This is a genomic window from Clostridium arbusti SL206 (assembly GCF_000246895.1).
Lineage (GTDB): Bacteria > Bacillota > Clostridia > Clostridiales > Clostridiaceae > Clostridium_I > Clostridium_I arbusti.
The window spans coordinates 1-6,049 of record NZ_BAEV01000151.1 but is presented as its reverse complement, the minus strand read 5'-3'; the positions used below and the strand labels follow the sequence as shown (position 1 = coordinate 6,049).

3 protein-coding genes and 1 riboswitch are annotated in these 6,049 nt (G+C 31.4%); of the genes, 1 reads left to right on the top strand and 2 read right to left on the bottom strand.

Annotation, left to right across the window (positions count from 1 at the left end; genetic code table 11):
* Nucleotides 1-1,333, bottom strand: a 1,333-nt coding sequence (locus RH99_RS17390) for an NCS2 family permease (protein ID WP_010241302.1), incomplete at its 3' end; no start/stop codon positions are given.
* A gap of 112 nt (nt 1,334-1,445) precedes the next feature.
* Nucleotides 1,446-1,546, bottom strand: a riboswitch (purine riboswitch).
* A 596-nt stretch (nt 1,547-2,142) separates the two neighbouring features.
* Between RH99_RS17390 and RH99_RS17385 the strand changes: the two genes are divergently transcribed.
* Nucleotides 2,143-3,786, top strand: a complete 1,644-nt coding sequence (locus RH99_RS17385; protein ID WP_010241300.1) for a DUF362 domain-containing protein — start codon at nt 2,143-2,145, stop codon at nt 3,784-3,786.
* Between the two features lie 96 nt (nt 3,787-3,882).
* Here RH99_RS17385 and RH99_RS17380 read toward each other — a convergent pair whose 3' ends face one another.
* Nucleotides 3,883-5,697 (bottom strand): bifunctional diguanylate cyclase/phosphodiesterase, encoded by a 1,815-nt coding sequence (locus RH99_RS17380; RefSeq protein ID WP_010241299.1) that lies wholly within the window; start codon nt 5,695-5,697, stop codon nt 3,883-3,885.
* Nucleotides 5,698-6,049 lie beyond the last annotated feature (352 nt).

Sequence of the window (6,049 nt, the reverse complement as noted above, 5' to 3'; positions counted from 1 at the left end):
ACACGTAGTATATGTACACCAAAGGATGCACCTTTTTCCCTTGTCCAGTAGCTAATTTTACTATTGGATAAGATATCATTCCAGCTGCTATACCGTTAGCAATACTATAAGTAAATGGCATAATTGCTATAGTAAGAAACGCTGGTAAGGCTTCAGTGAAATCATCAAAATTGATGTTTGTAACCGACCCCATCATAAGTACACCCACAATGACAAGTGCTGGTGCAGTTGCCTGTGCTGGGACCATCCCTACAAGGCCTGAGAAAAATAATGCAAATAAAAATAATATTCCAGTTACTAAGGAAGTAAGACCTGTTCTTCCACCTTCTGCAACACCCGAAGTGGATTCAACATAAGTTACTACAGTACTGGTACCAAGCAATGATCCAGCCGTTGTAGCTACAGCATCACATAGTAGAGCTTTTGACATATTTTTAACTCTTCCATTTTCATCAAGCATATTTGCTTTTTGTGCTGTTCCAACTAATGTTCCCAAAGTATCAAACAAGTCCACTAAGCAAATTGTTATGACTACCATTAATACACTAACTATTGCTCCCACAATTCCTGCTTTACCTATTCCAAGAAGTCCACCAAAATCCATCTTTAAAAATGTAGGTGCAATACTTGGAGGAAGACTTATTAATTTATTTACTGATACTGGATGGGTTATTTTAAAAGGTATTCCAATAACTGTTGTAGCTAATATACCTATTAGAATTGAACCTTTAACTTTTTTAGCCATAAGTATTGCAGTAATAAGAATACCTATCAAGGTTAATACAGCACTAGGTTCTATTAATTTACCAAAACCAACTAATGTAGCTTCATTTGCAACTATAATTCCACCACTTTTAAGTCCAATAAGTGCAATGAAAAGTCCTATTCCGCCAGATATAGCGAATTTCAAGGTTTGTGGCAATGCATCCACTATCTTCTCTCTTATAGAAGTCAATGTAATTATAATAAATAATACACCTGAAATAAAAACTGCAGCTAATGCTTGCTGCCAAGTATAGTGTAATGTAAGACATACAGTAAATGTAAAGAAAGCATTAAGTCCCATTCCCGGTGCCTGTGCAAATGGCAAGTTAGCATATAATGCCATTATAAGTGTTCCCACAGCTGCTGCTAAACATGTTGCAACGAAAACTGCACTTGGATCCATTCCTGTAAGCTTAAGTATACTCGGATTTACAAATATAATATAGGCCATAGTAATGAATGTAGTAATACCTGCTACAATCTCTGTTTTCGGATTCGTTTTGTTTTCTGATAATTTAAAATATGATTCCAAAAATGATTTGTCCTTTGTGTTTCCTTCTTTTGTCACAAGTTATTCCTCCCTTAAATATAAAATATAGAATAAAACAAAATCCCGTTATCGTTTATAGTCAATAACGGATCCTACTTTAAATCTTAATATCTTGCATTAAGATTTAAAATATTCACTTAGATTCATCCATAGTCAAAGATTTAAGGTACCTTGGTAGAAACTCCTGATCCATATTATCAGGATTATACGGATGTTTATTATTATGTGAAAGATTTTAACATTTAATATTGCAAAAGTCAACACAGTATTTATTTTCCCTTCATCCAATTTATTTTTCATTGAATAAATGGTAATGCCTCTCCACTCAATATATACCATACACTAGAGTATACTACACTTACCTTAACTCAGGATTTTAATATGATATTAATAATTTATTTATTATACATATTTGCATGTACACTTGAAATATATGTCATATTTTCTTATATGGAAATCTTTATACTATTTTCTAAATATAAATACTAATTTATTTTAAATAAAAAATTAGTATTTTAGCATTAAAGATGATTTTCAAAAAGATATTCATTATATATAATAGATAATAGTATTATACAAACCCAAAGGATTTCTCTTTTCTGTTTATCCGATGACTACCATCCGTAACACTCCCAGGGAGATAACGGCTGCTACGTCCCTGGATAACGATTTCTAAGTTTCAGCTGGGAAAAAAACTCCACCTGAAACAAAGAACTCTGTTTATGAAAACCAATTTCCTTGAAATGGTCCTATTTTTAAGTTCATATCAAATGAAAAATCAGTATTAACATAGCATTACATAATGAAATTATAAGGAGATAAATTTTATGAACAGCCATGTAGTCATTACAAGAGCCCCTAAAATAAATTACAGAGAAGATTATGTAGCTCTACCAAAGAATTATGGTACCCATGAATATTACGAAAGAGAAGATGTACAATCTATAAGAGACACTGTATACAAAAACTTAGACGATTTAGATTCCCATATAAGCTTTACAAAAAAACTTTCATCTTATAAGCGAATACTTATAAAACCAAATTTAGTATCTGTATATCATAAGTCAGGATTATCTAAAATAGATTATCCAGAATCCACTGATCCTCGCGTGTTTGATGCAATTGTTTCCTATATAAAACAGTTTAATAAAAATATTGCCATTGTAGAATCTTCTGGCAAACCCATGCCTACGGCTACAAGTTTTAAAATAAGTGGAATAGATAGAGTTGCAAAATATCATAATACAAAACTCTATGCTTTAGAAAATCAACCAGTAATTAGATATATGCTTCCAAAAGCAGAAGTTATGAAGGAGGTCTATATACCGGAAATATTTAATGAAGTAATTCTTGGTGAATCCTTCTATATTTCTGTACCTAAATTGAAGACAAATTTATATACTACTGTAACCCTTGGTTTTAAGAATGCCATGGGTACTATACCCTATTTTATGAGAGAAAGAAATCATACATATTTAATTAATAAAAAGATTGCAGATCTATTATATTTATTTAAGCCCGATTTAGTAATAATAGATGGAATTATAGGTGGTGAAGGTAATACACCCGCGCCTGTTGACCCTGTTGATGTTGGTGTTATAATATCTGGTAACAATAGCGTTGAAGTAGATCGTATTGGGACTAAAGTTATGGGTATAAATCCAGATGACGTAGCATTAATAAAAGAAGCTGTAAAGCGTAATTTTAACGATGATACCGTAAAAGTTACTGGAGAAATTATATCCATTCCTTTTCGCAAGGCAAATCCTTCCCTAATGGATGAATTTTTTGCAAAACAGTTTCCTAATGTACTGGTTTTGGCAGGTCATACATTAAAACATGCGCCTAAAATAACTGATATATATTCTGTTACTCCAGAAATAGCTCGTGAACTTGAAATAGCCTGTGATGGCGGTTGTTTAGCAGCTGCTAGATCTGGATTTGATTACGTACACTATTCCCCTAATCCTAAATATGATTTTCCTTTAGTAATTATTATAGGAAGTGGTATTAATATAAATAATTCAAGATATTGGTTTGATAGAGATGGAAATGCCTACTCTGCAAAGAAAATACGCAGTTTACAAAAGCCAAAGTTAACCTTAGGAAATTGTGCTAGTATTATGGATAATTGTGCTAAATTTAAGGCCCCTGGCTGCTGTGATCCGGCAAAATGCATGTTAGCAGTAACTTCAGCAGCTAATATTACTTTTCCTCTATTGTCAATTAATAATAAGGCTTTAGGTTCCTTGGGTGCATGTTTAATTAAGAATGTAGCAATCAGATGCTTTCATATTATTCGTGGTAAATGGGTTGACTGTCCAAGATCACATGAAAATAAAATTTTTCCCATTCCCGAGTTAGATGATATAAAAAAATGTCATGATTATATATATTGGAAATTGCCTAAAATGACTATAAGCTTGAAAAGGAAATGCATAAAAGATCAGCTATCTTTACTGAGAATGTAAAATAGACAACCTATTTTTGAAAACGTCTCAAATATGGTTTTAGAAATTAAATGTTAAGATTTATAAATATATAAATTATATCTTAACATTTAATTCCTATGAATCAAATGTTTTTGAATTTACCACCAGTTTTTCTCTAAAATCTTTAGCCGGGATGGGCCTTTGAAATAAATATCCTTGAAGCATATCAACATTCATTTCTTTTAAAATTTTCCAAAGTGATTCTTCTTCTACCCCTTCTACACAAAGACTAAGGTTTATGGCATGAGCAAGATCACATATAGAAAGAACTATAGCTCTATTATAAGAACCGCTTTCAAAGCTTGTTAAAAAAGATTTGTCTATTTTAATCTCATTTAAAGGCAATTGCCTCAGATAGCTAAGTGCTGAATACCCTGTTCCAAAATCATCCAAAGAAATTTTAACATTTATATCCTGCATTGCTGTACAAAATTCCATAGCATTTTCCATATTTTTTATAAGCATACTTTCTGTTAGTTCAAGATAAAGCAATTGAGCTGGTAAACAAGATTTTTTTAAAGCCTGAATAATATTATCTTTTAAATTAAGATCATCAATTTGAGCTATAGATAAATTTACATGAATAAATTTATCACCTAGTCCATCTTTTCTCCATGATGCACACTCTTTCACTGCAGTGTCCAATACCCATTTACCTATCTTAGGCATAAAACCTATATATTCTATTGTATTTATCAATTCCTCTGTAGGTATGTTTCCAAAAGTTGGAGACTTCCATCTGAGTAGTGCCTCAGCACCCTTCCACTCCCCTGATTTTGCATCCACTATAGGTTGATAATGTAAACTAAAACCTTGAAAGTTTTTTTCTACCGATGTACGTATTTCTGTTTCAATAATAAAGCGACGTGATACCTCTTCATGGCTTGAATTTATATATACTTTAATACTATTTTTACCAGACTTTTTTGCGGTATACATAGCCATATCCGCACTATTTAAAATTTCATCTGCATTTCTTCCATGCTCAGGATAAAAAGCTACTCCTATGGATAGAGTTATATATATTGTTTTATTATCAATAGAAATAGGTCTTCTTATATTAGAAATCAGCCTTAGAAGATTCTTATCTAATAGTATTTTATCAATTGAAGGACAATGGATAACAAATTCATCTCCACCCAATCTATAAATTCTTATATCTTCATTAAAATTTTCTTCTAGTACTCTAGAAATCTTAACAAGAACTTTATTTCCAAAATTATGCCCAAAAACATCATTATAAACTTTAAAATCATCTACATCTATAAATATCACAGCACCTGAAGTTGATTTATTATTCTCAATATCTGTGTAAAAACGATATCTATTAAATAACCCTGTTAACTGATCTACACTAGCCATTAACTCAATATGCTGTTCATATCTTTTCTTTTCTGTAATGTCTAGAAGACTACCTGCAATCATAATAGGATTTCCTTCCTTATCGTGAATACCCTTGCCACGACAAGACACCCACATGATATCACCAGTTCGCGTCATAACTCTGTACTCCGCAGTATGATATTCACTTTTTCCCGCCAGAAAATCAGACATAGTATCCATAAATATACTTCTATCTTCAGGAACAATAAAACTTAAACAAGTTTCCATCGCATTTTCAAAAGAGGCACTATCTATTGGAAGCACGTCCACAGCACGTGGTGAAAAAGTACAATGATCCCTCTTAAAATCCATCTGATAAATATAATCTGCTGCTCCCTCTATTATAAGTTTATTTACTAATTCAGCATATTCCAGCTCATCATAAATATTTTCTAAATTATTGTCATTATAAGTATTTTTCAACTTTTCTATGAGTATACCAAATATTCTACCTAATTTATTATAAGATAAAATTTTCTTAATTTTACTTAACTTTTCTGTTTTCATTATTCCTCCTTTACTCTATTTACCTTAGAATAAGATAATAAAAATTCTACTACACTTTATTATCTTATTCAATGGTAAAACTTAATGCTAATTACTACTGTTTGACATATGTAATACTTCTTTCAGAGATCTTTTTATATTTATTTTTCTTCCAATGCAAAAAATATACTGAACAAAACCGTCCAGTATATTTTTATTTATTTCATAATAAATAGTCCTACATGATCTAATTATACTATTTTAACCTGACTAACTTGGTGTAAGTCTCCCACGCACTCTGTGAAAGCGATTCACACAAAATCAAAAAGAATATTTTGGTTCTCTGCTTGCACTCTGTGAAAGCGATTCACAC

Coding starts and splice junctions, on each gene's coding strand:
- RH99_RS17385 (WP_010241300.1), top strand. CDS start 2,143: ATGAACAGCCATGTAGTCATTACAAGAGCCCCTAAAATAAATTACAGA.
- RH99_RS17380 (WP_010241299.1), bottom strand. CDS start 5,697: ATGAAAACAGAAAAGTTAAGTAAAATTAAGAAAATTTTATCTTATAAT.